Source organism: Ruegeria sp. YTSC230, from assembly GCF_059609665.1.
Genome location: NZ_JBXWMC010000008.1, coordinates 170,950 through 195,805, shown reverse-complemented (window position 1 = coordinate 195,805; position 24,856 = coordinate 170,950). Strand labels below are relative to the sequence as shown.

Genomic DNA, 24,856 nt, shown 5'->3' with positions numbered 1-24,856 from the left:
CTTCGCGATCACGAATCCGTGTCGCCCGGTTGGGACAGCAGGACCAGCCGGGAATGCGACGCAAACTCGCGCCGGTATAGGACACCGAACGTGATCGCCGTGCCCAGCAACAGCGCCACAGGCCCAAGTATCCAGGCAACGGATGCCAGGGCAAAATAAGTCACGCGCAAACCGCGGTTAAAGCTGCGCGCCGCGGTGACGCAGATCTCGGCCGCTTGTGCTGCGCGCGGATAGGCTTGTGGGTCCGACGGTTCATTGGGCACCGAGGCCATCAGAACCGCGCAATAGCCAAACAACCGGTGCGCCCAGACATATTTCAGGAATGCATTGGCCAGAAAAAGGATGATGATCAGAATCTTGATCTCCCACACCATGGCCGGTGCGCTGCCGATGGCCAAATCATTGGCGACACCGGCAAGGCGTTCGGTATTGCCCAGCAAAGCCAACCCGCCCCCGACAGCGATCATCGTGGTCGAGGCGAAGAACGTGCTGCCCTGCCGCATCGCCGCGACCACCTGCGCGTCGAACATTCGGGGCTGTCGAGTGACCATTTCCCGCATCCACTCTCGACGATAGTCATCCATCATCATCGTGACAGAGCTCTTGGTAGGGGAGGGGTTTTCGATTCGCCACCCGATCCAGAGCCAAGCAATTAGCAGCACGGCAATTGCCGCATAGTCCAGCGGTGAAAAAAGTTGTGCCCGATCAATCCACGTCATGCGGCGACCTTAGGGCCAGACATGAGAACTTGCCAGATGGAGAAATTGGTAATATTATTTTACCAAATGGAGGATCAGCCATGGAAATGCCAACGCCAAATCCTGACGTTCTGCGCCGCAAGGCCGTGGTTCTTCAACGTTTGTTGCAGGTCTTGCCCGAAGAGGCGGTTATTCACGAGCCGTCCGAGACACGTGCTTATGAATGCGACGCACTGACGGCGTATAGGTGCCCTCCGATGCTGGCGGTGCTGCCGTCGACCACGCAAGAGGTCTCGGACGTTCTACGCATCTGCAACGAGGAAGGCGTTCCAGTGGTTCCGCGCGGGTCGGGTACTTCCTTGGCAGGTGGCGCGTTGCCAACAGCGGATTGCGTCATCCTTGGAGTCGCCCGGATGAACGAGGTGCTGGAGGTCGACTATGACAACCGCTTCATTCGCGTTCAATCAGGCCGCACGAACCTGAGCGTGACCGGCGCGGTCGAGGAAGACGATTTCTTCTATGCGCCAGATCCGTCCTCACAGCTCGCCTGTGCCATTGCTGGGAACATCGCCATGAACTCAGGCGGGGCGCATTGTCTGAAATACGGCGTGACCACCAACAACCTGTTGGGCGTAAAGATGGTGCTGATGGATGGCAGCGTGGTCGAGATTGGCGGCGCGCATCTGGACTCTGGGGGCTTGGACCTGCTGGGTGTCATCTGTGGGTCTGAAGGGCAGTTGGGCGTAGTGACTGAAGCCACGCTGCGCATTCTGCGCAAACCCGAGGGCGCGCGACCCGTGCTGATGGGGTTTGATGACAACGAGGTCGCCGGGCAATGCGTCTCGGACATTATCAAGTCGGGCATCCTGCCGGTTGCGATCGAATTCATGGATACTCTGTGCATCAAAGCCTGTGAGAATTTCGCCCATGCCGGTTACCCCGCCTGTAACGCTTTGCTGATTGTCGAGGTCGAGGGGTCCGAGGCCGAGATGGATTATCAGTTGTCAAAGATCATCGAAATCGCCAAGCGCCACAATCCGGTCGAACTGCGCGAAAGCCAGTCGGCCGAAGAAAGCGCGAAAATCTGGCTGGGGCGCAAGTCGGCCTTTGGCGCGATGGGGCAGTTGAACGACTACATGTGTCTGGACGGCACGATCCCGGTGTCGTCCTTGCCGGAAGTGCTGCGCCGGATTGGTGAAATGAGCGAAGAATACGGCTTGCCGGTCGGAAATGTGTTTCATGCAGGCGATGGCAACATGCACCCATTGATCCTGTTCGATGCCAACAAACCCGGTGATCTTGAGAAATGCGAGGCGTTCGGAGCCGATATTCTGAAGCTTTGTGTTGATGTGGGTGGCTGCCTGACAGGTGAGCACGGCGTTGGGATCGAAAAACGCGATCTGATGTCCCACCAATACGCGCCTGCGGACCTTGAGGCTCAGATGGTCATCAAGGATGTGTTCGACCCGAATTGGTTGCTGAACCCCGCCAAGGTTTTTCCGTTGAGTGCGTCTGAATCCCGACGCATCGCGCGGATTGCCGCTGAATAATCGGCTCTAACAAAGAAGAATTGTCATGAAACCAAAGACAGAAGCCGAACTGGCCGAGATGGTGGCCGGGCTGGGCGAACCGATCCGCATCAAGGGAGGCGGTACGCGCGGTGTTGTGGGACCAGATGCGGTGATTGAAACAAGCGGACTAACCGGCATCACACTTTACGAACCCGGTGCGCTAACGCTGGTAGCGAAAGCCGGCACGCCGGTGACAGAGATCGAGGCCGCATTAGATGCAGAAGGTCAGCAATTGGCCTTTGAGCCGATGGATCACCGGGGATTGCTGGGCACCAATAGCACACCGACCATAGGCGGCGTTGTGGCGGCCAACATATCAGGCCCCCGGCGGGTACAGGCAGGGGCATGCCGTGATTTCCTTTTGGGCGTGCGCTATGTCGATGGCATGGGGCGGGTCATCAAGAATGGTGGCCGGGTCATGAAGAACGTCACCGGCTATGATCTGGTCAAACTGATGGCGGGATCCTGGGGCACTCTGGGCGTTTTGACCGAAGTGTCATTGAAAGTACTGCCAAAGCCCGAAGTCGCCGCAACGCTGTCTGTTCAGGTACCTGATGTGACCACCGCAATTGCAGCGCTGTCCGCCGCATTGAAATCCCCTTTTGAAGTTAGCGGAGCAGCGTACGACCCGGATATGGGAAGCGCCTTACTGCGCCTCGAAGGATTTGCGGGTTCGGTGACATACAGGTCGGATCAACTGAAATCCCTACTGTCTGGTTTCGGCGAGGTTGCCGAACTTGAGCAGCCCGGCACATTGTGGGTCGACCTACGTGACGCAGCCGGTTTCCACGAACAAAGCGGTGATGTCTGGCGCATTTCGGTCAAACCCTCGGATGCGCCGGGCATCGTTGCGCGCATCCGGGCAGATCGAACGTTGTTTGATTGGGGTGGCGGGTTGATCTGGACCTTGGTGCCGGTTGGAACTGATCTGCGTGCGCAATTAGGCGCGTTTGACGGTCACGCAAACATCGTGCGGGCAGGGCGGGAAACACTGGCTGAACTGGGGCACTTTCAACCGGAGGCGCCAAATATTTCGGCTCTAACTAAGGGTATACGTCAAAGATTCGACCCCCGCTGTTTGTTAAATCCGGGGTTGATGGGGTAAGCCGATGCAGACGACATTCACCGAAGAGCAGTTGCAAGATCCCGCGATCCAAAGATCAAATGAAATCCTGCGAAACTGCGTCCATTGTGGGTTTTGTACAGCCACATGCCCGACCTATCAGGTGCTGGGGGACGAGTTGGATAGTCCACGGGGGCGCATTTACCTGATCAAGGACATGCTGGAAAACGAGCGTGTGCCGGATGAGAAAACGGTCAAGCATATCGACCGCTGCCTGTCATGCCTGGCCTGTATGACCACGTGTCCATCGGGTGTGCACTACATGCATCTGGTCGACCACGCGCGGGAATACATCGAAGAGAACTACAAACGCCCCTTCTCGGATCGTGCGCTGCGTTGGGTGTTGGCTCAGATCCTGCCTTATCCGATGCGGTTCCGCTGGGCTTTGATCGGGGCGAAGCTCGGGCGGCCATTCCGCTTTCTGATGCCTGATGCCCGGTTGCGTGCCATGCTGGACATGGCACCCAAACATATCCCGCCCGTTAGTCGCAATGACGACCCGCAGAGATTTCCGGCCAAGGGACCGCAGCGCAAGCGCGTTGCTCTGATGACGGGTTGTGCGCAAAAAACTTTGAATACTGACATTAACGACGCAACTATTCGACTTTTGACCAGGGTGGGATGCGAGGTCGTCGTGGCTGAAGGGGCAGGGTGCTGCGGCGCGCTGACCCATCACATGGGCAAGACCCGCGAAAGCCATGAGGCCGCAAAGGCCAACATCAGGGCCTGGACCGCAGAAATGCACGGCGACGGGCTGGACGCCATTGTCATCAACACCTCGGGCTGCGGCACGACGGTCAAGGGTTATGGCCATATGTTTCGCAACGATCCCATAATCGAAGACGCGGCGCGGGTGTCATCGATTGCAATGGATATCAGCGAACTGCTGATCCAGCTGGAACTGCCTGAAGGTGAAGAAAGGGGCCTGACCGTTGCATATCATGCAGCTTGTTCTTTGCAGCACGGTCAAAAGATCAAAGCTCATCCCAAAACTCTGCTGAAACAGGCCGGTTTTGCTGTGTTAGAGCCTACAGATAGTCATCTGTGCTGCGGCAGCGCGGGAACTTACAACCTGATGCAGCCCGAGATTTCGGGCAAGCTGAAGGACCGCAAGGTCAAAACGCTGGAAGCCAAAAAGCCGGACGTGATCGCGGCGGGCAATATCGGATGCATGATGCAGATCGGCTCTGGCACGGACATTCCCGTGCTGCACACGGTCGAGCTTTTGGATTGGGCAACGGGTGGGCCTGTGCCGCGTGCATTGCGTGAACCAGCCAAACCCAAGGTTCCGGTCCTTAGATAGGCCATGCTGATGCAACTGCGCACCACTCGCCCCGTTAAACGGACGCGGGCGTCATCGCCCTATTTTTGCCGCACCGGAGACGTAGGAAAATACGTCAACAGCAAAGCCGGAGTGCCGTTTGCGAAACTGGATCACAGCATTGGCGCTGGCTTTGACGCCGTTGTCCGCCGCAGCCCAGGATACCGGGTTGAAAAGCCTGGACACCACCGATGCGGGGCGCGCGTGGATGGCGGTCGGGCGCCTGGATATCAAGGACGGCGCCGGGTTTTGCACCGGGACACTGATTTCTCCGACCCAGGTTTTGACGGCTGCCCATTGTCTGTTCGATAAGGTAACTGGTCAACGGATTGACCTGGCAGAGGTCGAGTTTCTGGCCGCCTGGCGTCTTGGGCGTGCATCGGCCTATCGGGCCGCACGTCGCGCTGTTGTTCACCCGGACTACGAATACAGCACCGAGGCATCGGCCTCGCGGCTGTACAATGACATCGCGCTGATCGAGCTGTGGCAACCGATCCGCAATACGAGCGTAATTCCGTTCGAGACCGGAGACCGTCCGGCCCGAGGTGCCGAAGTGGGGGTCGTGTCCTACGCGCAGGATCGGGCCGAGGCTCCCTCGTTGCAAGAAGTGTGCTCGGTCATGACGCGCACATCCAACGTTTTGGTGTTGTCCTGTGACGTCGAGTTCGGGTCGTCGGGCGCACCGGTCTTTTCCTTTGAAGGGGACCGGCCGCGCATCGTTTCGGTCGTCGCAGCCAAGGCCGAATTCAACGGGCAGCGCGTGGCCGTCGGCACCGCGGTCGAAGATTCATTGGAGCTGCTGCAGGCAGAATTGTCGGCTGGCCGCGGATTTGGCGTATCTTCCTCCCAAGGAGGGACACGCCGCAATATTGGAGCAAGGTTCATAAAACCATGAGTCGCTTTTTTCTGAATTTTCTTTTGTTTTTTTCAATTTCCGCTTCTGCAACTTACGCCCAGACCGCCAAGCGTAAACTGACGGACCGCGATGACCTTTACGGGTGGGAGGCGGTTGGACGTCTGGACATCGGCGATGACGGGTTTTGCACAGGCACCCTGATTGCGCAGGATCTGGTCTTGACCGCTGCTCACTGTGCGTTGGACAAGGCCACCGGCGAACCGTACCCGCCGGGAATGGTGACTTTTCGGGCGGGGTTAAGCGGCGAGGACGCATTAGCCGACCGCAAAGTAATTCAAATCGCGGCGCACCCGGATTTCGTGGCAAACGGCCCGGTGTCAGCACCGCGGGTGAAGGTTGATGTGGCTCTGATGCGTCTGGACGAGCCAATCCCATATTCCATCGCCGATCCTTTTGCCCTGCATCAGGGTAGGGTCTCGGGAAATGAGGTCAGCCTGGCCTCATACGGGCGCGGCCGGTCCGAGGCGATTACACGTGAAAGGTCCTGTCGGATATTGGATCGAGACCAGGGATTGATAACTTTCAACTGCGATATCACCTTTGGGTCCTCAGGTTCTGCCTTACTTGCCAAAAACGGCCCGCGTTGGCAGATTCTGTCGGTGGTTTCCGCAGTCGCGTCCAACGGGTATCAGAAAGTAGGGTTTGGCATGGAACTATCTGGAATCGTTTCCGAACTAAAGGCGGACTTGCGACGCGATGCCCCGCGTCCACAGGCAACGATCCGCCGGTTGCAGGTCGGGTCCGGCAAGTCGAATTCCGGCGCGAAATTCATCAGCTCAGGCGGGGGTTGAACTCGATCAAATTGCTACCCATGTGAACTGTATCGGGTCGCCACGAACGGGGCCCGTATCAACCAGATGCCCGTCCGAACGGAGGGCAGAACACAGATCGCTCTGATATGAGGATATGACACATGCGTAGTTTTGATTTTGCACCCCTGCACCGTGCCACCGTTGGTTTTGACCAGATCGCCGACATGATGGATCGCGTGTTGACCAATGATGTGGCTCAGCCGAGCTACCCGCCTTACAACATCGAAAAGACCGATGCCGACACTTATCGCATTTCGGTTGCAGTCGCCGGTTTTTCGGAGAATGACCTTTCGGTCGAAATGAAAGAAAACGCCCTTATCGTTGCTGGCAAAAAAGCCGCCGAGGACAAAGAGCGCAGCTACCTGCACCGTGGCATCGCCACCCGCGCGTTCGAACGCCGCTTTGCTCTGGCTGATCACGTACGGGTCATCGGCGCGAGCCATGAAAACGGCATGCTGAACATCGACCTGAAGCGCGAAGTGCCCGAGGCATTGAAACCGCGCCGGATCGAGATTTCTTCGGCCAATGCCATTGAAAAGGACGTGGTCGACGCCAAAGCCGTGAACTAAGGCGACCGCTATACGCCGCGATAATCGTTCCTCTCTGGATTATCGCACCACACGCCCCGCGTTCCTCCAGGCGCGGGGCGAAGTGTTATAGCGAGGCTCTCAAATAGAGCCACTAGGGTATTGAGGTATCGTCGCGCTTGGCAAAAAAAATCCACGCTTCAGGTGTTTGCCGTTCGTTGGGGGGCGAAGATTTCAACGGATTGCGATAGAGGGCGCTCTGGTTTTACCCCCAACGAAGATGCGGGCTAGTTCTTCATTTTTTGTGCACGACCAGAACTTGGTCTCTGCGGTGTTTCTGATACCGCGCAGGTTCAATAATGCAGGCCGAAATCTGAGGAATTAGTGCGTTAAATTCTTCGGCTATGGATGGGTTTGAATGTGTAAATTCTCGGTCATTCTGAAAGCTACGAAAAAGTGCGGCAGTCTTTGTTATGCCCGCTAATTCATAGGTTTTTGGCTGCCACCTCAAATCTTCGATAATATAGAGCCCTCCTGAAGCGAGCTTCGGAAAAACCTCTAAAAAAGCACTCTGTTGATGATGACTTGCATGACTTGCATCATCGATCACGATATCTGGCGCTGGGTCAATCTTGCCTGCTGTATTCGCAATTTCCTCTCGGTTATTCATGTCACACCGGTGAAATGTGAAGCGTTCGTGTTTAAACCACGAGAAATCGGAGACATCCAAGCCATGAATTTGTGCCTTCGAAAAGTACTCAAGCCACATTCGAATAGAGGGGCAATCTTTGGTAGCTCGATCTTTGTCGACCCCGTGCTCAGGTCCACCGATCAGAAGGCCCATCTCTAGAAAAACAATTTCGCTATGACGGTAAGGGTGAAACAGCAAATGGTAGAGTTCGGTGTATCGATGTTTTGATGAACCTTTGTCTGATCCATAGCGATCTGCCAATTCGGTCAGATTCTCAGCCTCACTTATGCTCATTCGGCTTACCCTTGGCTTTGCGGTCTATTCGCTTTGATTAAACTCAACACTGCGTTGGTGTAAACTCCCGGAAATCCGGACAAGCCATTTGCTACCAAGCTCCTGGTATTGCCGACGCCCAAAATGTCACGAATTTCTTGATGGGTCTGCGAGAAGAACGGGGCAGTGTCATTTTCGATACGCGCGAAAAAATCACTGATAAAACCCAATTCCTAACTGAGGTATCGCCCTGGTTTCTAGAGCATTGACCACCAAGCCCCGCGCGCAATACGCGGGGCTCAACATAATTCGAGATAGCGCTCAGTTCCCAGCCGTAACCGATCCAATCGACCAGAACATCGTCTCGCCCGAAGCATCGTCGACGCCGTCATTGTCGGTCATCACAAACGCCTCGCCCGAGGGCAGGATGGCCAGACCTTCGATCTTGTCCAGAACGTAACCACCGGTTGAGGTCAGGTCAGGCAGCAGGTCGCGGACCTCTTGCTTGCTGACCACGGGCAGGGGACCGCCTAACGGGGCCGGGGTCATCTCTGACAGCGGGATACGGTAGACCTTTTTGGTCACGGCGCGGTGGTCATGTTGATTGTCGCGCTCGATGACATAGACATGGTCACCAAATGCCACGATTTCCGACAGGCCAACCCAGCCTTTTTCCGGGTCAGCCTTGGGATAGTACACTGCACCCCATTCCTTGGTGTCCAGATTGTACGCGACCAGTTTCACGTGGTTCTTGGGGTCGTCCTTCCATTCGCGCTGAACGGCCATCCACAGGGTGTCGCCAACCTTGGTGATGCCCTCAAAGCCAAAACGCTTTTCGACTGCCATCAGTTCCGGCGGCAGGCCGATCTCGCCTTTGCGATCCTTGATCAGGCCATCAGCGGACACGTGGTAGATCGCGTGCGGGATAACACGGTCGGTGCGCCCTTCGGAGGCGACGTAGAATCCGCCTTTACCGTCCAGCGTGATGCCTTCCAGATCCAGCTTCTGCGCCGGGTTGCCGTCCTGACGGTGGATGCGGATCACATCCACGATGCGGGCGGGTTTCTGGCTGGGGTCGATCTTGAAAATCGAAGGCTGGAAGCCATAAAAGCTGTCGTTGACCGCGTAGATCATGCCGTCCTCATCAGACACCAGACCGGACAGCGCGCCCCAGCCGATCAGCTCATCCGTGCCTGCGGACGTCAGATGCGGATAGGTGGCCGGGGCGTCCTGATATTCGTAGATCTTCACGTGTGCACGCGGGCCACCGTCTTCGATCAGGTCCTTTTCATTAGCCGAGATCAGCAGGTTACGTTTCGGGATCGCAACATAACCTTCGGGACCAACGCCTGAAGGCAGCAGCTGTTTCAGAACCGGGTTGGCCGGATCGGTGGCGTCATAGACACCCACGACCGAGGCGCGCTCGGCTCCTACAAAGATCATTGGTGTGTCACCGAAGGTCGCTGCGGTCACACTTTCAGGCTCAACACCTTTGGCGTCCGAGCGTTTGTCGGGATAGTGACCGATCTGGATGATGGCTTTCTCGAAACCGGTACCGTTTTCGTAAACTACGGCGCCGTCCTTGTGGAAGATCGTCCAGCCACGCGAACCGCCCTCGTAGTCGCCTTCGTTGGCGGTGGCGAAGTGGTTCTCGTCGACCCATTTCACCGCGTCCGGTTCACGCAGACGGCCCGGCTGACTTTCGGTGAAAACCAGTGCGCCGCGCTCATCGGTGGCGTCGATACCATCCAGATCTACGCTACCGGCCGAGAAATGGCTGATCACCTTGCCGTCTTTGTCCACGACCGCGATGTGGTTGTTTTCCTGCAGGGTGACGACAGTTTCGCCCAGACTATTGATGTCCACGAACTCGGGTTCGGGGTCGGTGGGGGCAACGTCGGCCAGACCGGTCAGCGAGGCCATCTTCATGCCCGCGCAATCCAATGCGCCGTCTTTCAGCGGCACCAGAGCCAGTGTTCCGGCAGGCAGCTGAGGGAGGACCCCGTCGTCCAGGTCTTCGTCACGCTCATTTTCGATGGCTACGGAAACAAAGTTGCCATCCGGGGCAATCGCGACACTGTCGGGCTGACCACCCAGGTCACAGGCACCGGTTTCCACCTTGCCTGCAATATCGACCGAGATCAGCTTGCCCGAAGGGACAGTATAGCTTTCCGAAGTGTTCACGCCCACAAAAGCCGTCGTGCCAACAATCCCCACGGATGTCGGCTCACCACCCACGTCCATCGCACCCAGTGGCGCGGGGTTCGCGGGGTCGGTGATATCGACCATACCAATCATACCCAGCGGGCTGTCCGTATAGACCAGCGTCATGCCATCAGCAGTCGCCGCGATGATCTCGGGCGAGGTTTCGCGGGTGGTATCCGCCCCCTCGGCCATATTTTTGACGACGGGGAAAGACGCAATTCGGTTGAAATTCATTTCTGCCGCTGCCTGACCGGCGGTCAGGGCAAGGGCAGATGTCAGGCAGACACAGCGCAATGACATCGGGTGGTATCCTCTCTCACTTGGATGAGAGGGGGATGAACGCGGGTCATTGCAGGGATGTGACGGTTTGTTTGCAGTTTTGTGACAAACCGAATGGCCCCGGCGCTGTGCTCCGGGGCCTTTTCAGATCAGACCGACAGGCAGACGTACTTCATTTCAAGATAATCTTCCATGCCGTGATGGCTGCCTTCGCGGCCCAGGCCGGATTGTTTGACACCGCCAAACGGGCCGAGCTCGGTCGAGATGATACCGGTGTTCACGCCGACGATGCCGTATTCCAGAGCCTCGGCCACTTTGTACACCCGGCTCAGGTCCTTGGCGTAGAAATATGAAGCCAGACCAAAGATCGTATCGTTGGCCATTGCGATGACGTCATCTTCGTCTTCGAACTTGAACAGGGGCGCGAGCGGGCCAAAGGTTTCGTCCTGTGCGACCATCATGTCCTGCGTCACGCCGGTCACGATGGTGGGCTGGAAGAAGGTGCCGCCCAGATCATGCGGCAGACCTCCGGTCAGAACCGCGCCGCCCTTGTCGGTAACGTCTTTGATGTGTTCCTCGACCTTGGCGACCGCTTCTTCGTTGATCAGCGGACCGGTGGTGGTGCCATCGGCCAGACCGTCACCGATTTTCAGCGCTTCGACGGCGGCTTTCAGTTTGGCCGCGAATTCATCGTACACGCCCGCCTGCACATAGATGCGGTTGGCGCAGACGCAGGTTTGGCCGTTGTTGCGGAACTTGCACATCATCGCGCCTTCGACAGCCGCATCCAGATCAGCGTCGTCAAACACGATGAACGGAGCGTTGCCGCCCAGCTCCATCGAGCATTTCATGACCTGATCGGCCGCCTGTTTCAGCAAGATGCGACCTACTTCGGTCGAGCCGGTGAAGGTCAGTTTGCGCACGCCGGGGTTTTCGCAGAATTCCTTCCCAATCTCGCTGGCGCTGGAGGACGGCAATACGTTGAACACACCAGCCGGAATGCCAGCCTGTTCGGCCAGAACGCCCATGACCAATGCGGACAGCGGTGTTTCCTTGGCTGGGCGCGCAACAAAGGCGCAGCCAGCCGCCAGCGCTGGAGCTGCCTTGCGGGTGATCATCGCATTGGGAAAGTTCCAGGGCGTGATCGAGGCCGCAACACCGATCGGCTGTTTCAGCACCATGATCCGCTTGTCGCGCTGGTGACCGGGGATCGTCTCGCCATAAACGCGCTTGGCCTCTTCGCCGAAGAACTCGATGAACGACGCGCCATAGCCGATCTCGCCAACGGCCTCGGCCAGCGGTTTGCCTTGCTCGGCGGTCAGGATCTTGCCCAGATCTTCGGCGTTTTCCATCATCAGGTCGTACCAGCGACGCAGAATCACGGCGCGTTCCTTGCCGGTCAGCTTGGCCCATTCCTTTTGCGCGGCCTCAGCTTGTGCGATCGCGCCGGCGACTTGCGCGCGGCTCAGGTCTGCGACTTCGGCTACGACGTCGCCGCGCGCCGGGTTGGTCACGGCAAAGGTGCCATTGTCCCCGTCGACCCACTGACCGCCGATATAGGCTTTGGTTACAAGCAGATCGGGGTTTTTCAGGATTGATTTCAGGTCGGTTGTCGCGTCCAGCATAGGTCAGCCTCCGGCAATAAAAATTTGTTAGCACTCAAACATGTGCCTCCCGGATTGTCTATGGCCACCCGTGGGGTCAGATCAATCCAGTTTTCGTATGGTAAACGTGACGTTTTTTGCCTACCGGAGCGCATTCATGCGATCTGAGGCCAAAGTGTCAACCCGCCTATCTTTTTTTGGCGGAGTTTGCCAAAGTTCCACAGGATTGGTTGCCCAAGGGGATGTAAATGATCGTAACATCTCCTATCTTGTTGGGTGCATAATTAAAAAAGGAATAGGACAGATGTCGAACCAGCAGTTTGATGCGTTGATTGAGGAAACGCAGCAAAAAGTGCGCGAAAGCCAGTCTCAGATCGAAGGGCTGACATCCCGGATTGAAGCCGCGCGTTCTAAGATCGGCTCTGCCGAGGCCGACATCGACATCGAAAACGCCACACTTGAGGATGTGCACGCCCATACCGAGGTGATGAACGCCAATATCGCTGAGTTGATCATGGGTCTGGACGACGTCACCAGCGCCTTTTCCAAGGATTTCGATGAGATGCGCTCGAAGTCCGGGTGGGAGACGTTTGTCGGCATCTTCTCGAAAGGAAAATCCGAGTCGATGCGGCAGGAACGCATGCGCACCGCCAATATCGACGACAAGCTGCAGGACCTGATCGCCAAATCCGACGTAATCGTTCAATTGCTGCAAGGGCAGTTATCCGTGTTGGAAGAACAGCGGGTGAAGGTCGAGGAAAACCTGACCGGTACGCTGGACGACCGCGAGGCGACGGTGGCCGAGTTGGAGGCGCTGCGGGCCGAGATTCAGGATATGGATCCGACGATCATAACTCTGGAAAACAAGATCAGTGTCGAACAGGATGCCGCCGCGCGGACCCAGTTGGAGACTGAACTGGCCGAGCTGAACAAGCAATACAACGCCAAGGTTCAGGAAGAGCAGGTCAAGCTGGCCAAAAGCCAAACGCTCGAACGTTATATTGAAAAGGGCAAGACCTGGGTCGACTCCCTACAGAACCAGGCCGCGACGCAAATGGTGCTGATCAACAAGCTGCAGACAGACACGCAACAGCGCGTGGTACTGTATGACGCTCTGACCAAATCGCTGAAAACCGCGCAACAGCAGGACGTGGCCCACCGCATCAACGAGATCGGCGTGCAGACGGACCAGGAGGCGCAGACCGCCATGGCCGCCATCGGCACCGCGACCAACCAGAAGATGGCCGACATGCTTGAGGCGCATGAGGACCACATGGTCTTTGCCCGTGATGTGCTGGAGAAAAAGGCCAAGGCGGATGAACGCTTTGCCCGTCGCTTCGCCTCGATTGTCGAGAAGCATGATAAGAATTTGTATGGTGGGTAAAAAAGAGTGGTTGCGACGAATGCCATTTTTCTTGGAGCAAGACAAAGACAAGACTTGGGTAGAACGGAACGGTGAGCTTGTTTGGGGTGCAATTGGCCTCGTTTTCCTCATCTGTTTTCTGACGATGATGGCGAATGGGTTTTACCTTTTGAGTGGCGTTGGTGTTCTCGGTGCTTTGTGGTCGGGCTATCGACTGGAAATGTTTCGCAGATCGCAAGGAATTAACAGTGTGCCAACTAATGTCCAAAGCGACGGCAGTCAGTCACCTGGCCCGGACCTAGGTGGTTTTGGTGGCGGTGATGCATGACTGACCCCACTAAAGACCATGTGGGACTAACCGACACCTTCTCCTCGCGCCGCTATTTTCGAAAATTCGAGGTGATCACCGTTCACTTGTTGCGCGTGGCCGCGACGATGGAGGCTGAGGGCGCGATCTCGAAACAAGAGGTGCGGATCGTGTCGCGTTACCTTTCGGGGCTGCTCTACACCTTCCGGGCGCTCTCCATGAAATACCTGCTGGTCGGGCGCGATACGGGCCGGTTCTTTGGCAGCCTCGCCATGGACAAGCGTGACAGCGGATTTCCGGTGGCGGCCGAGCTGCTGACCATGGCCAATGACGCGCAACAGGCGCAGGTGCATCTGGCGAATATGCCGTCTGAAGATGATCTGAAAACAGACATGGTGCGGACGATCATTGGCGATCAGGAAATCCCCACCAAGCTGCAATTCGCCCTGTCTCAAAGGCTCTATTACGAGGAATTGCTAAAGGGTCAGCTGTTCTGGGCCCGCAATGATCCCGAATGCCACTGGATCGGAAATGAGGGCGAGCGGCGCAAGTTCATGATCCACTGGGCGGTTTATGACAGCCAGATCAACCTGCCGGTCATCTACCTGATGCAGTTGGAGGACAGCGGCAAAACCGCCCTGCCTAAAGACCAGCGCCGCTGGCCCGAAGTGCAGGCGCATCTGATGGCGCAAAGCTTAGGCGGTCTGAAACTGGTGACCATCGCCAAAGGCTTCGATCAGGATTTCGACGACCTGCACCCCAAACATCTGCGCCGCATCCACGTGGGACCGATGTATTCCTCGGCCTATACCGAGCAAACCGGCCCGTTGCGGCAGGTACTTGAGGATGCACAGGCACCGCAAGGTCAGGACTGGGCACTGGCATGGACCACAGAAGAGCTGGAAAGCGAAGAGGTGATCGAAGAACGCGCCGGGTGGTTCTCGACCGTAGAACGTGAGGTTTTTGCGCTGGATCCTTTCGGCGGACAGGGGGCCGAGACCGGGGCTACGCGCACCCAACGGTCGATCATCTTGCCCCAACGCCCGTTTCAGGTGCTGGCTGAGCGTAACCCGCCGGGATTTGGTGATGTGCGCAAATTCGTGGTCAGCAAGAGCGGGCAGGTGCTGAGATATTGAAGACAACAAAGGCTATTTTCAGATGAGTTTGACGTCAGATCAGATGGAACTGCGCGAGGACGATATTCGCAAGCATTATCCGGCAGCGACCGCCTTGCTGAACGGGTTTGAACACGCGCCGCGGATAGCCAAAGCGGTTGAGGTGGCGACCGAACGGTCTCCGGGCGTTTCAACTGGGCGGCGGTTTCGCTCCACGACGCCGGGGCTGGTGACACGCCGAACCGTGCGCGCAGCCGGAGTGCATCTGGTCGAACGGATCGAGGCCTCGGATGATGGCGATACGCTGGTCTCGCCGCCTCAGGCGACCACGCAGCAGGCCATCCGCCGCGCCATTGCCGTCGCTCTGGCTGTGGGTGAGGCCTATGCGGAACAGACCTCGCTGGCTGATCTGAAACGCGCGAATCTTGCTGGAGACTTGCCCGCCGCGCGCAAGACCGAATTCTCGGAACTGCTGACGGCGGAAGCTCTGATCACCTCGCACACGTTCGGCAATGCGCTGGCGTACTTGATGTCCTCGCATTTGGGTGAAACCACCGCCGATATCAGTGAGATCGAAGAGGTTTTGACCGATAATGGCCAACTTGCCCTGCATGGCGCGCTGTGGGAGCTGGACCAGACCCTCGCCAATCATGCCCCCGACGATGCCCAGCTGATTGCCGCCACCAGCGCCTATGCCGAGCAACTGATGGACAAGGCCGCGCTGCGCGCGCAGTCAGCAGGCCATCTGGCCCCGTTCCAGAACGCCGCATGGCACATCGAGGCTGATGATCTGACGATCCGGGGGTTCGAACCGGCCTCAAAGGCCAAATCCACCACCCTCACCATGACGTTCAAGAAACCAAACGAAGTGGTGGGCAACCACATCGCCAAATATCAGGCGATGAAGCTTGCCAAGATGGTGATGGCCTATGACTTCGACCGCCGCCTGAACCCGTTTGCGGAACTCGGCGGGTTCATCTTCACCTTCATGGGGGACGGTAAACCGGGCACCGGCAAGACTACTCTGATCCAGATGATGGCCGGGCTGATCAACGATTATTGCCAGAACGCGGGCTATCCGTTCCGCTATCAGAACCTGAGCACTGACAATATCGACAGCTATCAGGGCAAGTCAGGCCAGAACGCGAAGGCCTTTATCAACACGATCATCGACCCCTCGGTCATCGGCTTCGGCACCATCGACGATATCGACCAACTGGCGGGTAAGCGCGGTGACCGGCAATCCTCGGCCGGGCAGTTGGAAATCACCGCCGTGCTGATGGAGAGTTTTGCGGGCGCCAACACCGTCGTTCGGGGCAACTGCACCTTTGGCATGTTCTCGAACTACCCCGAGAATGTGGACGACGCCTTGCGCCAACGGGCGGGCGCGCGGTTCCTGGTTGACGGGCCGCAGACGCGCGAGGATTACATCGATATCCTGCACCTGCTGATGGGCCGCAATCACGACATCCCGCTGGGCGAACACGAAGCCTATGCCGCGCAGGAAATCAAAAAGGCTGTCGCTGCCAGTTTCGAAAGTCATTCCCGCCCGCACGAAGAGGCTCTGCTGCAGGTCTATGACGGGGTCTCCGGCGAGATTGGCCAGATGGACACGATCGCCAAACTGGGCACCTACCTCAAGGCGATCCAACAGGCCGATGAGCGCTTTACCGGCCGCGCAATCAAGAATATCACCGATGCAGTCAAGGTCCGTGCGATGGATTTCGAACTGCCCGACGAATGGATGGAGAACCCCGACCTGTTCCTGTTCCGCGACTACGACACCAAGAAGGCGATGATCGAGGACCTGCGCCAGCCGATCACGGTTGAGATGGTGATGCAGGAAATCAACCGCTACGCCGACAGCGAGTTCCGCTATGCCGACAAGAGCGACGAGGTCGCCATTGAGAACGCGGTGCGTGAGATGGGCCGGATGGAGGAGGCCAAGCGGCGGTATTTGGAGGGGAAAAAGTGAACTGGTACGGCTTCAAATTCTCCGCTGAGTTTTTTGTCGTGATAGCGATTTTCGGCGCGCTTGTTGTTTTTTTCTACGACTTCGAACACCCTCGGCGCGCCAGAATAATTGCGAAACTGCAACTGCGAAAACTAAGACGGCAAGACAGCCTTTTTAAAAGCGGACTTTTACTCACTGCACTTTTTCTAGGTCTGATCTTTTTTTCCTTCGGGTTTGATTATTGTAAAGCACCTAGTGCCTGCGAAAGCAAAGCACGTGCGTTGATCTATTCGTCTCCCAACGAGTTTGGAGACACTTTGACTGGTGTAGCAGGCACTCTTGCTTTCTTGTGGATCATCATAACGGTAATGATGCAGGCAAAGGAGCTGCGTGCGCAACGTGTAGAACTAAGACTTACTCGTGAGGAATTTCGTAGTCAGAGAGTTATCTCCGAGAAACAAATAAACATCCTACGTGATGAGGAGCAGTTTCGAAAAGAACAAAGAGCAAACCTAGAGTTTGAACAACTACTCAAAGATTTCCGCCGGGCGATGGAATGGCATGGCTCAAGAAAAAGATTGTGCAGAAAAATGTGGGGACAAGTGGTAAAGAACAACGCTGAAAACGAGGATGATGTCGAGTTCTTTCTCGATCTATTCTTTGTGATTCGTAAAGTTGATCCTATGTCTTCCGAGCTTCATGAATCAGCAGACAAAACTATTAATTTACGATGGGAGGATATGATCTCAAAGGCAGATGCCATTTGTGAAATTGAACCACGGTTATCTAGCGCAGACCAAATCCGCCTTCAGGGTGCGCGGATAAAGCAGATTCGAGACTTCCTGAATTCGTTTAGTAGTTCTTTTTCCAGCATCAAGATGACTTAAATGATCCGCCTCATCAAAAAAGGCCTGATGTTCGGCAATCTCGTCCACATCTCCAGCCCGGCTCTGGTCGAGCGGTATAACCGCGCGCTGCAGCATCTGGCGGGCAAAACCACGGCGCTGACGGATTTCCATGTGGATATCTCGGGCTATTCGCCGGAAGTGGGGATTGAGCTGGAGGATGAGCTCTACCTCAACCCCAACGGGGTCAACCGGCAGTTCATCCTGCTGACGACCGAGCAGAAACGCGCGCCTTTGCTCAACGTCAAATTCTCGACCTCGCGCGATATCCTGCGCGACTTCATTGAGATGAACGAGGCGCAGCTGTTCGCCCTGACCGCCACCGATGCGGTGGCCGGAGAGTTGGTGAACTCGGTCATCAAGCTCTCCACCCCGCGCGATCTGCTGAACCTGCGCAAGATCGAGATCGAGGCGGATACCGCGGGCGGCACCCTGCGCAAGGCACAGCAACTGGCGGGCATGGTCGAACGGTTCAAAACCGAAGAGGATGCCTGGTTCGACGATGTGCTGATCGCGAAGATGATCGAGACGGCCAAGGAAACCGGCGACGTCACCCGCAACCCTGTCCGCCTGCGTCACACAGCGTTCGAGCAACGCAACTTCTGGACAGCGCATTTCGGCGGGCTGTATATGTTCCCGGATCTGGACCACCCGGCGGCGATCTGTATGGGCGACAGACCCGACGATATTCCGATCAAATACGTTTTCGACCCATCGCAGCGAAACCAGATTGCCAAGTTCCTCGGGCTAAACGACTTGGTCGAAACGATCATCGAGGCGCGCGGTGTCAATTCCGCCGCAATCCTGCAGCAGAAAATGGATTTTCTGACCGTAGACGCCGCAGCCGATGCAGGCGTTGACCTGACAGGGTTGGATCGCGGTGACATGCGACGGCTGGCGCGAAACCATTCGGATCGTCTGCCCGAGGCTTATCACGGTCTGGCACAACTGCTGCGCTGGGCGAAGGATGGCGGACCTTGGCCGCGTATCACCTCGGATCACCCGGCCTATTTCTATACGTTGCGGGCAACCAACACACCGAACCGCGATCTGGTGAACATGTTGCTGGCGGAACTGGCCCCGTTGGACCCGCGTCAGGTGTTCATTTGCCATAAGGAACTGTTCTACCGCACCTATGCGACTTGGCCCGAGGCCAAGAAAGCCTATGTTGCCGACTTCCTTGCACGCGAGTATCAGGTGGATAAAGCTGGCGCCCGGGCCGCACTATTCGGCCACGAACCGGATATGAGCGGTAATGACCGGATCAGCGAAGACATCATCGCACGCGTCGGCCCCTGGGGCGCAGTAGGGAGAAGTTAAATGTTCGTCGCACTGCGCTTTTTGATACCGTTGCTGGTCGTTCTGACGGTAATTTATGTGGGCGTATCAATCTATTCCCGCTGGATACGGCGCAATAAGTTGATCGCCCATTGGGAGAAAAAGGGTCTGACCGGCGACCGCGATGCATTTGTCCAGCGAGGGCTAAAAAAGTACGACGGATCGTTTCGACGCAAACTGATCCTTGGGATTTACGTGGTGCCGCTGGGCCTGATCGCAATCCTGATTTATGTTACGAATTTCATGTGAGGGTTTCGCTGATGCGTTACATCAAATGGGCTATCATCATCCTGTTCTGGGGCACAATTGCCGCGGTGTTGAATTACACCCTTCCGCAGCACGATGTGGTTCGGATTTCGGATACCTATGAGAAACGGATCGACCCCGGTGAGAACAGCATCTTCTGGTCGGTTCATGACGTCGGCAGTGATGCGACAACGCCAAACCGCGATGTGTTTTTCATTCAGACCCGCAAGACCAACGGCAAGGTCATGGTGTATCGGAACGAAGACACGGGCTGGGGCTGGCCACCTTATTTTAAACTAAACTCGTCGAACCTGCAGGCCGAAGCCGCAGACTTGAAATCAACAAACGAAGCGCCTCGCTGGGTGGTTGTTCGCCACTACGGTTGGCGAAGTGAGTTCCTGTCGATTTTCCCGAATGCAGTGAAGATTTGGTCAGTAGACAGCCAAGACGTTCGGATTATTCCCTGGTTCAATATCATTTTCCTGACCGTATTCTTCGCGATAGTTTGGGCCCTTTGGGTCCGCTGGCGCCGGTTTCGCGAGGCGCGGGTTGATCCCGTGATCGAGAATATGGAAGATGGCCTTTATGCCGCTGGCGACGCCATAGAAGAGCAGGGCAGCAGGTTCCGAAAGTGGCTGAACAGTTGGAAATCCCAATAGTTTTTGGTGGGGCCGTTTGGCACCTCCCTCAGCCTTGGCGGTGACCTGTTGGCCTGTGTTCCTCAGCGTACGATAAATTCGGCGTGCAGCGCTCCGGCGGCTTTGATCGTCTTCAAAATGTCGATCATGTCGCGGGGCGACACCCCAAGCGCATTCAGACCTGCCACAACTTCGGACAAGGTTGCTGCTTCGGGTATTTCAGCCAGTCCGGTGCCTTCCTCTTCTTCTATTCCCGCGATTGTTCTGGGCACCACAACGGTCTCGCCGCGCGCGAAGGGGTTGGGTTGAACCGCAATCGGCGCCTCTTCGACTGTTAGCGTAAGGTTGCCCTGCGAGACCGCCACGCGGGATATCCGCACTTCCTGCCCCATCACAATCGTGCCCGAACGCTGATCGACCACGACGCGGGCCTTGGTTTCGGGTTCGACCAGAATGTTCTCGATCCGCCCAAGCGCGTGGGCGGTCGAAATTGCCTGCGTTGCCGCGATGTTCAGCTCAACCGTCCCGGAATCGCGCATGATGGCCACCGCGCTGTTGAACTCGGTATTGATGGCAAGCTCGATCCTGCCTGCCGTAGTAAAATCAGGCTCTCGCAAAGCAAGGCGCATCTGGGTAAGAGCCGAAAGTTCGAAATCGATTTCACGTTCTACCCTTGCTCCGGAGGGGATCACACCGGAAGTAGGAACGCCCTGCACAACCGAGGCGGCCTCTCCCTCAGCCGACACGCCGCCTGCCAAAACGGTGCCTTGCGCAACAGCGTAAATCTGCCCGTCAGCAGCGTTCAATGGCGTCATGATCAGCGTACCGCCCAGTAGACTTTTGGAATCTCCGATGGCAGAGACCGTCACGTCGATCTGCCCCCCAACGCGCGAAAAAGGCGGCAGGCTTGCAGTCACTAGAACAGCGGCCACGTTTTTGGGGCGGAAGTCCTCGCCGTTGACGTTGACGCCCAACCTTTCGAGAATGTTGGACATGATCTCTTCGGTAAAGGGCGAATTCCTGAGCCCGTCACCGGTTCCATTCAGCCCCACAACCAGACCGTAACCGACCAGATCGTTTCCGCGGACTCCGTCGAAGTCCACCAGATCTTTCAGTCGGATCGCGCCGGCGGAGGCCAGGCCAGGAAGCAACATCAGAAGAAAAACAAGAACTCTCATCTCAGGAAATTCACCAGCGACAGGTTCGCGTTGCGAACGGTGACCGAATACAGGCTTTCCAGTTGGAACTGCACGGTTTGCAACTGAGTGGCGGTTTCATAGGGATCCGCCGCGATCAATTTGCTTCGGCTGCTTTGCAGGCTGGTCCGCGCCGCATTATTTCGCGTTTGCGCCTGTTCGATTCCAGCTTCGGTCGCGCCGACATCGGCGCGCAGCCCTACCAACTGATCCTTGGCGTTGACCAGATCGACGCCCAATTGTTTGAACAGGGCCGTTCTTTGTTGCGTCGGGACATTCAGACCGCTGTCCGCGACCACGGCTGCGACTGCAATGTCGCGAATTGCGGCTTTGATGGCTGGGTCGGTCGCTGTCACAGGAATTGAAACGCTTTCATTCTCGGATATCTGCATGGGGGCCAGTTTTGTGCCGGATCCCTGATAAATTACCGCATCGAAACCGGTAGGATCGTTGAACCAATCCTCTGCCCTCTGCCGGATGTCCGCGACAGTAGCTGCGCCCGTCAACTCGGCCTCTAGCGCGGTGATCAGCGTGTCAGCGGACGGAAGCGGAGAGACATCCGTTGCGGTGCCCGAGTAAAGGCTGCGCCCTCCGGCGCGGGTGTTCAACGCAGATACGATCGCGTCCAGTTCGTTTCTGGCCTGAGCCGATGCGTTTTCGTGGGTCACCGCCTGATTTGAGGTGCCAAAGGACAGAAGTGAGGCGGTAATCCCCCCAACAGCGCCGGCAACTGTGTTCAGGCTCAGCTGCATCGCATCCGTGAACAACCCGGCTTCGGCGGTCGATACTTTGAACGCATCCAGTCTGGACAGGCTGCGATCCAGATCCAGCAGATGAGAGTAATCACCGTCCAAATGGCCAGACAAGTCCTGAACCCGTCCGGATGACAATTCGTAGGACAGTGTTTCGATCTGATTTTTGATCTCGGTCGACCGGGTTCTCAGCGTCAATCCGCGCGCCAGATCACCTATGGATGTCAAATTCATCGTCATAACCTCAGCAGAGTGTCCATCATCTCATCCACGGTCGAGATGAGCCGCGCATTCGCGGCATATGCCTTTTCGATCTGCATCAGATTTTGCAGTTCGGTGTCAGTATCCACGCCGCGTTCGGTTTCGATCTTGGCCATTTCTAGTTGTGATTGCTTGGCGAATGTCATGCGCCCCTCGGCGGCATGGGCGTTTGCCCCGGCCTTAGACAGCAGTGCCTCGGCAATTTCCGCAGCTCGCATGTTGCCGGTGCCAAATACCGCCCCGGCAACGGGACGGGCATCGTTCAGGACCGCGCTAAAGGTCCTCAGCTGCGCTGCATCGCCCGGATCCCCTGGAGTGGCGGCGCCGAGGCCCGTCCGCAATTTCCAGCTGTCACCACCAGCATCGGGGTCCACCGTCACGTTCAAGCGTATGCGCGAAGCCAATCCGATTGCCGCAGTTGCGTCGTAGCGATTGCCATCATCGGTGAACACGCCGGGATCAGTTGCCGCGACGGTCGGATCAAGACCGGCGGTCTCGAACCGTTCGATCAGGTCTTGGGCGGCGGTGTCCAAGTGTACTTGAGCCTCAACCGCCAGTTCATCGCGAATCTCGAACTGAGCCGCCAGCGCGCCGCCCCTAAGCTGCGCACTATTGCCGCCGGTGCGCACAGGCTGCCCGTTCACTTCAAGACCGGACAAAAGGCTGTTGGCAATTGTCATGTGCGGCTTGGTTTCGCCGGTAGTCGTAAAACTGAATTCTGCTGCCTGCCCCTCTAAAAGGATCAGGCCGCCATCTGAATATAGCGACACACGGTCGTTATCCCGCGCTACGACATTGACCGGCATCAGTTCGTTCACTTGATCAATCAATACCTGGCGCTGATCCAGCAAGGCATTGATATCGCCTCCAGAATTCTTGATGCTGGGGATCTTGTTGTTCAGGTTTTCGATGTCCTGCAAGGACTGGCTCAGGCGGTTGACCTGCTTGCCGATGGTCCTGTCTGCGTCCGAACGCGCCTGACGCAAACCTTCGGATGCCGCGTTAAGGCTGTCCGCCAAATCCCGGGCAGCGCGGGCCGCCTGATCCAGCCGCACTTTGGAATCGGGCAAGCTGGCGGCCGTTGTCATGTCGTTCTCAAATTCGGTCAACCGAGAGGCAATGGAATTGGGGTCATCAACCGAACCCACGGCCTTTTCAAAACGGGTGTAGAACTCTGAAATTGCGCTTGTACCAGCAAGATTTGCGTCGGAATCGCGCCGGTTGGCGATCAGGGCCGGGTCCTGATGGCGCGTCACGCCGACGGTGCGCACGCCGTTGCCCGAGATCGGACTTGTCGCCAATTCCAGCGAGCGACGCGCATAGCCCGGTGTCAGGGCGTTGGCGATATTACCCGAGACAACTGCGGCCCCGCGGCTTGCGGCGGTCAGACCGCCCAACGCGTTGTTCAATGCTGTCGTCATGTTCATCGGACAGGTCCTTTCCCTAGCTGAATGCCCCAGATCAACGTTTGATGTTTGTGGTTTCCTGCAGCATCTCGTCGACTGTCTGGATCACTTTGGCGCTGGAGGAAAACGCCCGTTGCGTCTGGATCATCGAGGTCAGTTCAGTTGCGACATCGGTCGTGGATTCCTCGCGTGCAAAGGATACCAGATCGCCGGTCGGCCCATCGCCCGCGTTCCAAAGGAAGAACGTTCCGCTGTCGCGGGATGGGGCATAGGTCTGATTATCCAGCGCCGTTAGCCCATTCGGGTTGGGAACATCGACAAGCGGAATCTGGTACACGCGCCGGCTGACACCGCTGTCGTATTGCGCGTAGACATATCCGTTTTCATCCACCTTTACGCCGGTCATCGTCGCAACCGGGGCACCGTCGCGCGTGATTGATACTGGGGCAAATGTATCCGACAGCTGGGTAATCCCATCTTTGTCGCCAATCTGACCGATATTAATCTCCATCGGCCCACCATCTACGTTTACCACAAAACTGCCATTTGCCGGATCGTAAGCACCACCTGAAATGGTAGTCACGCTGGCCAGCGTGCCGCCTGCGGTTCGGCTGTCGGTGAAGGTCAGGCGGTACTCTCCGATCACCGCACCGCCAGATGCGGTATCGCGCAGCGTCATGGTCCATTCATTGCTGGATCCTGTTCCGGGCACAGTCGGGACCAGTTCAATGTTTACGGATTCTGATTTTCCGAGGTTGTCAAAATATTCAACCGACAAAGGCTGTGCGTCACCCGGTGCGCCGGCATCCGTCGCCGTGGCCGGAAGGTTCATGCGCAGGTTCATGCTTGTGGTCGGCGAGCCGGTCAATTGATTGACGCTGAGTTTGACGGGTTCCAGCGCAGCTGGTGTATCCCTTGGCACATTAGGGATCGATCCGTCCGGGCCAGCGGGCCAACCCAACAAAACAAGCCCCGATTGCGTTACCAGATGACCCTGCTCATTGGTGCGAAACGAGCCGGTTGTGGTCAGAAGCATTTCATTCGAGTTTGACGCCACCTGAGAGCTGGGCCGCACGGGTAGCAGGCCACGGCCGCGCACTGCCAGGTCGGTTGAATTGTTCGTTGTGACCAGCGATCCGCGCTGGTCGATCATGCGTTGACTTGTGGTTCTGACACCACCTGCCGAATAGCTTCCGCCCTGACCGGAGGTGACCATCGAGTGAAAGTCGGTCTCAACCCGTTTGTAGCCAAAGGTGGACGAGTTGGCGATATTGTCAGAGATGGTCGCCAGCCGGTTCGCGTTGGCCTTCAAAGCGGCCACACCGGCATTCAGCGAAGAGGAAATTGTCATTGGC

At 57.0% G+C, this 24,856-nt stretch carries 22 protein-coding genes; 14 read left to right on the top strand and 8 right to left on the bottom strand.

Translation table 11 applies throughout. The features are described 5' to 3' along the window. Window positions 1-8: 8 nt before the first annotated feature. Window positions 9-719, bottom strand: a complete 711-nt coding sequence (locus AC2FD9_RS17075) for a DUF599 domain-containing protein (RefSeq protein ID WP_496723556.1) — start codon at window positions 717-719, stop codon at window positions 9-11. Window positions 720-799: 80 nt separating this feature from the next. On the opposite strand from AC2FD9_RS17075, the gene AC2FD9_RS17070 reads away from it, so the two are divergent. From AC2FD9_RS17070 to AC2FD9_RS17045, 6 genes are all read left to right on the top strand, one after another. After that, window positions 800-2,248 carry an FAD-linked oxidase C-terminal domain-containing protein gene (locus AC2FD9_RS17070; protein ID WP_496838019.1) on the top strand — a complete coding sequence of 483 codons (1,449 nt, stop codon included), beginning with the start codon at window positions 800-802 and terminating at the stop codon, window positions 2,246-2,248. Window positions 2,249-2,273: 25 nt separating this feature from the next. Then, window positions 2,274-3,374: an FAD-binding protein gene (locus AC2FD9_RS17065; protein WP_496838018.1), complete on the top strand. Its 1,101-nt coding sequence runs from the start codon at window positions 2,274-2,276 to the stop codon at window positions 3,372-3,374. 4 nt (window positions 3,375-3,378) lie between these two features. Next, complete coding sequence (glcF, locus tag AC2FD9_RS17060; protein WP_496838016.1) at window positions 3,379-4,695, top strand: glycolate oxidase subunit GlcF; 1,317 nt, start codon at window positions 3,379-3,381, stop codon at window positions 4,693-4,695. 118 nt (window positions 4,696-4,813) lie between these two features. Then, window positions 4,814-5,608 carry a trypsin-like serine peptidase gene (locus AC2FD9_RS17055; RefSeq protein WP_496838014.1) on the top strand — a complete coding sequence of 265 codons (795 nt, stop codon included), beginning with the start codon at window positions 4,814-4,816 and terminating at the stop codon, window positions 5,606-5,608. Then, window positions 5,605-6,420 carry a trypsin-like serine peptidase gene (locus AC2FD9_RS17050; protein WP_496838012.1) on the top strand — a complete coding sequence of 272 codons (816 nt, stop codon included), beginning with the start codon at window positions 5,605-5,607 and terminating at the stop codon, window positions 6,418-6,420. The genes AC2FD9_RS17055 and AC2FD9_RS17050 overlap by 4 nt, the downstream gene beginning before the upstream one ends. 122 nt (window positions 6,421-6,542) lie before the next feature. Next, the gene (locus AC2FD9_RS17045; protein ID WP_058276541.1) at window positions 6,543-7,010 is read left to right on the top strand and encodes an Hsp20 family protein; all 468 of its coding nucleotides are present in this window, start codon (window positions 6,543-6,545) and stop codon (window positions 7,008-7,010) included. A gap of 253 nt (window positions 7,011-7,263) precedes the next feature. On the opposite strand, the gene AC2FD9_RS17040 is transcribed toward AC2FD9_RS17045, so the two are convergent. From AC2FD9_RS17040 to AC2FD9_RS17030, 3 genes are all read right to left on the bottom strand, one after another. Next, a complete protein-coding gene (locus AC2FD9_RS17040) occupies window positions 7,264-7,953 on the bottom strand; it encodes a hypothetical protein (protein ID WP_496838010.1) in 690 nt (229 codons plus the stop codon). Window positions 7,954-8,253: 300 nt separating this feature from the next. Then, window positions 8,254-10,437, bottom strand: a complete 2,184-nt coding sequence (locus AC2FD9_RS17035) for an esterase-like activity of phytase family protein (protein ID WP_496838008.1) — start codon at window positions 10,435-10,437, stop codon at window positions 8,254-8,256. A 128-nt stretch (window positions 10,438-10,565) separates the two neighbouring features. Next, entirely contained in the window at window positions 10,566-12,041 is a 1,476-nt protein-coding gene (locus tag AC2FD9_RS17030) for an NAD-dependent succinate-semialdehyde dehydrogenase (protein WP_058276539.1), read from the bottom strand. Window positions 12,042-12,324: 283 nt separating this feature from the next. Between AC2FD9_RS17030 and AC2FD9_RS17025 the strand changes: the two genes are divergently transcribed. From AC2FD9_RS17025 to AC2FD9_RS16990, 8 genes are read left to right on the top strand one after another with little or no spacing between them, the layout of a single operon-like run. Next, complete coding sequence (locus tag AC2FD9_RS17025) at window positions 12,325-13,404, top strand: coiled-coil domain-containing protein (RefSeq protein WP_058276579.1); 1,080 nt, start codon at window positions 12,325-12,327, stop codon at window positions 13,402-13,404. Continuing rightward, window positions 13,397-13,711 (top strand): hypothetical protein, encoded by a 315-nt coding sequence (locus AC2FD9_RS17020; protein ID WP_282170863.1) that lies wholly within the window; start codon window positions 13,397-13,399, stop codon window positions 13,709-13,711. Before AC2FD9_RS17025 ends, AC2FD9_RS17020 begins: the two co-directional genes overlap by 8 nt. Further along, window positions 13,708-14,826 (top strand): hypothetical protein, encoded by a 1,119-nt coding sequence (locus tag AC2FD9_RS17015; protein WP_496838006.1) that lies wholly within the window; start codon window positions 13,708-13,710, stop codon window positions 14,824-14,826. Before AC2FD9_RS17020 ends, AC2FD9_RS17015 begins: the two co-directional genes overlap by 4 nt. Before the next feature lie 22 nt (window positions 14,827-14,848). Continuing rightward, entirely contained in the window at window positions 14,849-16,780 is a 1,932-nt protein-coding gene (locus AC2FD9_RS17010) for an AAA family ATPase (protein ID WP_496838004.1), read from the top strand. Then, complete coding sequence (locus AC2FD9_RS17005) at window positions 16,777-17,646, top strand: hypothetical protein (protein ID WP_496838003.1); 870 nt, start codon at window positions 16,777-16,779, stop codon at window positions 17,644-17,646. The genes AC2FD9_RS17010 and AC2FD9_RS17005 overlap by 4 nt, the downstream gene beginning before the upstream one ends. Beyond that, entirely contained in the window at window positions 17,647-18,984 is a 1,338-nt protein-coding gene (locus tag AC2FD9_RS17000; protein WP_496838001.1) for a DUF6638 family protein, read from the top strand. Continuing rightward, window positions 18,985-19,251 (top strand): hypothetical protein, encoded by a 267-nt coding sequence (locus AC2FD9_RS16995; RefSeq protein WP_109311285.1) that lies wholly within the window; start codon window positions 18,985-18,987, stop codon window positions 19,249-19,251. A gap of 11 nt (window positions 19,252-19,262) precedes the next feature. Further along, window positions 19,263-19,907 carry a DUF1523 family protein gene (locus AC2FD9_RS16990; RefSeq protein ID WP_496837999.1) on the top strand — a complete coding sequence of 215 codons (645 nt, stop codon included), beginning with the start codon at window positions 19,263-19,265 and terminating at the stop codon, window positions 19,905-19,907. A gap of 62 nt (window positions 19,908-19,969) precedes the next feature. Here the strand turns inward: AC2FD9_RS16990 and AC2FD9_RS16985 are convergent, their stop codons facing one another. From AC2FD9_RS16985 to AC2FD9_RS16970, 4 genes are read right to left on the bottom strand one after another with little or no spacing between them, the layout of a single operon-like run. Then, window positions 19,970-21,064: a flagellar basal body P-ring protein FlgI gene (locus tag AC2FD9_RS16985; protein ID WP_282152854.1), complete on the bottom strand. Its 1,095-nt coding sequence runs from the start codon at window positions 21,062-21,064 to the stop codon at window positions 19,970-19,972. Further along, window positions 21,061-22,068 (bottom strand): flagellin, encoded by a 1,008-nt coding sequence (locus AC2FD9_RS16980; protein WP_496837997.1) that lies wholly within the window; start codon window positions 22,066-22,068, stop codon window positions 21,061-21,063. The genes AC2FD9_RS16985 and AC2FD9_RS16980 overlap by 4 nt, the downstream gene beginning before the upstream one ends. Before the next feature lie 2 nt (window positions 22,069-22,070). Beyond that, window positions 22,071-23,522 carry a flagellar hook-associated protein FlgK gene (gene flgK / locus AC2FD9_RS16975; protein WP_496837995.1) on the bottom strand — a complete coding sequence of 484 codons (1,452 nt, stop codon included), beginning with the start codon at window positions 23,520-23,522 and terminating at the stop codon, window positions 22,071-22,073. 34 nt (window positions 23,523-23,556) lie between these two features. Next, window positions 23,557-24,852, bottom strand: a complete 1,296-nt coding sequence (locus AC2FD9_RS16970) for a flagellar hook protein FlgE (RefSeq protein ID WP_282120925.1) — start codon at window positions 24,850-24,852, stop codon at window positions 23,557-23,559. Between the last annotated feature and the right edge of the window lie 4 nt (window positions 24,853-24,856).